We start from the raw sequence: 3,448 nt of genomic DNA, 5'->3' as shown, positions 1-3,448 counted from the left end.
CGCCGACGCGGCGGCGAAGACCACCGCGGCGCCGACGAGCACGACGGCGTCGTGCGCGGGTCCCGCCGGCGCGACGATGCCGCCGACCAGTCCGAGGGCGCCGCCGACGCCCGCGGCCGCCGCGCCCAGCGTGGGCGTGATCGAGTTGGCCATGAGCAGCTGCTCGCGCGGCACGACGCGGGGCAGCCCGGCCGAGAGTGCCGAGAGCAGGAACCGGTTGACCGAGAGCGTCACGAGCGTGAGGACGTACACGGCGGGTCCGACGCCGACGCCGGCCAGCAGGGCCGCGAGCACGAGCGTCAGGACCACCCGGACCGCGTTGCCGACCAGCAGCACCTGGCGCCGGCGCCAGCGGTCGAGCAGGACCCCCGCCCACGGACCGACGACCGTGAAGGGCAGCAGGAGCACCGCGAAGGCGGCCGCGACGCCCGACGCCGTCGTCATCCGCTCGGGCGCGAAGAAGAAGAGCGTCGCCAGGCCGACCTGGAACATCCCGTCGCCGGTCTGGGACACGAGGCGCACGGCGAACAGCCGCCGGAACCCGGGGTGCACGGCGACGATCTTCAGGTCTCCGAGCACGCTCACACCGACGCAGGCTACCGGCCGAAGGAGCAGCCCACGGCCCTGCACCCCTTGAACGCGCCGTGCCGTGGCCGATCAGGTCGGTGTGAGACGTCTGCGCCCCGACGGGCCCGCCGCGCGGGGCGCCGGCCCCACGGGCATCGTCACGGAGCTGCGGCGCAGCCACGTCGCGCTCGTCGCGGCGCTCGCCGCGATGCTCGCGATGGCCCTCGTGACCTCCGGCTACCTGCTGGTCGTCAGCGAGCCCGCCGTCGTGCGGTCGACCAACCTCACGCGCGAGGCACGCCTCATGCAGGAGGGCATGCTCAACCAGGAGACCGGGCTGCGGGGGTGGCTCGCGACGGGTGACGAGGTCTTCCTCGGGCCGTACGAGCAGGGCCGCGCCGACGTCGACGCCGCGGGTGCCCGACTCCTCGAGTACGCGGCGGACGACCCCGGCCTGACGGCGCTCGTCGTCGAGACCATGCTCGCGCGCCAGGCGTGGCAGTCGTGGGCGGACGACGTCGTGGACGGGACCACCCGGATCTCGGCGCTCACCCCGGCGGCGACCACGCGCCTCCTGCTCGCGGGCAAGGACCTGTTCGACGTCTACCGCGCCGCCGACACCGTGACGATCGACACGGTCGTCGAGCAGCGCAACGCGGCGCTCGTGGCCCAGCGTGGTGCGCTGGTCGCGGGCATGGGCGGGTCGGTCGTGACCGTGACCGGTGCGGCGGCCCTCGCGACGCGCCGGCGCCGGCGGCTCACGAGCGCCGTGATCGCGCCCGTCGACGAGCTGCTGCGCACCATCGACGCCCTGCGCGAGGGGGACCTGTCCGCGCGCGTGCCCGTCACGGGCATCTCCGAGCTCGACACGATGGGCTCGGCGCTCGACCGGCTCGCGTCGGACCTGCAGGCCGCGGGCGAGCTCGGGGTGGCCCGCGAGGAGCGGCTGGCGCTCCTGGCGGAGCGCCTGGCGAGCGTGGTCCGGATCGCGCGGGAGGTCTCCGGCAGCACGAGCGTGCGCTACGTCGCCGAGTCGGTGAGCGACGCCGCCGCGGACCTGCTGGGTGCGCCCGTGACGCTCTGGATCCGGGGGGACGACGGCGAGCTGCACGCGGTGCGGTGCAGCGACGACCCGCACGGCACGGTGCCCTCGTCGGACACGCCGCTGCCGCCGGCCGTGGTGGCGAGCGCCGCCGACGCGCGTCCGGTCGCGGAGGAGCAGGGCAGCGCCCACCCGCTGGTGCTCGGCGGCTCCGTCGTCGGCGTCCTGCACCTGGGCGGCATCGGCGCGCAGGCGGGCCGCGCGGTGGACCCGGACACGCTCGAGGTCCTCACGGCCCTGCTGTCGACGGCGGCGGCGGCACTCGAGTCCGCGCGCCTGCACGGCTCGGCGCGCGACCAGGCCGAGCACGACGCCCTGACCCGCCTGCCCAACCGACGCCGGCTCGAGGCCGACCTCGCCGTCGAGTGGGAGCGCGCGGAGCGCTACGGGCGCCCGCTGACGTTCCTCATGCTCGACCTGGACCACTTCAAGCGGCTCAACGACCAGCACGGTCACCTCGCGGGCGACGCCGTGCTGCGGGCCGTGGCGCACGCGGTCCGGCGCGAGCTGCGCTCGAGCGACACCGCGTACCGGTTCGGCGGCGAGGAGATCGCCGTGCTCCTGCGCGAGACCGACGCCGCGACCGCCCAGGCGGCGGCCGAGCGGCTGCGCGCGGCCGTGGCCGACGTCGTCGTGCCGGACGTGCCGACCTACGTGACGGCGTCCGTCGGCGTCGCGTACCGCACCGACGACATGCTGGTGGCGTCCGACCTGGTGGGCGCGGCCGACGCCGCCCTCTACACGGCCAAGCGCAGCGGACGGGACCGCGTGGCGCTCGCGCTCGTCTGAGCCGCCGCGCCCCGGGTGCTCCGGGAAGGAACCGGGTCCCGTGTCGGTTGATGCGACAACTGCCGCGGATCGCCCGCGGCCTCGTCGCGAGGAGACCACCGTGTCGATCGTCGTCACCGGAGCCACCGGCCACCTGGGCCGCCATGTCGTGGAGGAGCTGCTCGAGCGCGGGGTCGCCCCCGCCGACGTCGTCGCGGGGGGTCGGGCGCTCGAGCGCGTCGCGGACCTCGCCGAGCGCGGGGTGCGCACCGCGCGGGTCGACTACGACGACCCGGCGTCGGTCGCGGCCGTCCTGGGCGAGGGCGACACGGTCCTGCTGATCTCGGCCAGCGAGCCCGGGCGACGCGTGCAGCAGCGCGGGACGGTGATCGACGCCGCCGCGCGCGCCGGCGTCGCGCGCCTCGTCTACACGTCCGTCCTCGCGGCGGACACCACCGCGCTGGTCCTCGCGCCCGAGCACAAGGCGACCGAGGAGCTGCTGGCCGCGAGCGGCCTGACCACCACGGTCCTGCGCAACGGCTGGTACTCCGAGAACTACGTGCCGACGCTCGAGCAGGCGCGCGCCACGGGCGTCGTCCTGTCGAGCACCGGCGGCGGGCGCGTCGCGAGCGCGGCCCGCGACGACTACGCCGCGGCGGCGGCCGTCGTGCTCACCACGGACGGCCACGAGGGTGCGGTGCACGAGCTGTCGGGCGACACGGCGTGGGCTTTCGACGAGCTCGCGGCGGTGCTGAGCGAGCTGCTCGGCCGCGAGGTCCAGCACGACGACGTCACGCCCGAGGAGCACCGCGCCGCGCTGCTCGCCGCCGGTCTCGACGAGGCGACGGCGGGCTTCGTCGTCGCGCTCGACGGCAACATCCGCGACGGCGCGCTCGCGGCCACGTCCGGCACGCTGAGCCGCCTCATCGGCCGCCCCACCACCCCCCTCGCCGACACCCTCCGCCGCGCCCTCCCCTGACGGCCCCGCCCGCGCCCGGCCGGCCCGGCCCC

Annotated in this window: 2 protein-coding genes and 1 pseudogene; 2 read left to right on the top strand and 1 reads right to left on the bottom strand. The window is 76.4% G+C overall.

From position 1 onward, the window contains the following. A pseudogene (locus IDM29_RS15700) lies at window positions 1-585 on the bottom strand (MFS transporter); the annotation flags it as partial. Window positions 586-667: 82 nt separating this feature from the next. Between IDM29_RS15700 and IDM29_RS15695 the strand changes: the two are divergent. Beyond that, complete coding sequence (locus IDM29_RS15695) at window positions 668-2,458, top strand: diguanylate cyclase (RefSeq protein ID WP_182112541.1); 1,791 nt, start codon at window positions 668-670, stop codon at window positions 2,456-2,458. A 100-nt stretch (window positions 2,459-2,558) separates the two neighbouring features. Then, window positions 2,559-3,416, top strand: coding sequence for an SDR family oxidoreductase (locus IDM29_RS15690; protein ID WP_188037760.1), 858 nt, complete (start codon window positions 2,559-2,561; stop codon window positions 3,414-3,416). Window positions 3,417-3,448: the final 32 nt, after the last annotated feature.

Origin of the sequence: Actinotalea sp. JY-7885, from assembly GCF_014525465.1 — a bacterium.
Taxonomy (GTDB): Bacteria; Actinomycetota; Actinomycetes; order Actinomycetales; family Cellulomonadaceae; genus Actinotalea.
Note: the sequence above shows the minus strand (reverse complement) of the source record. Positions and strands in the feature narration are given on the sequence as shown.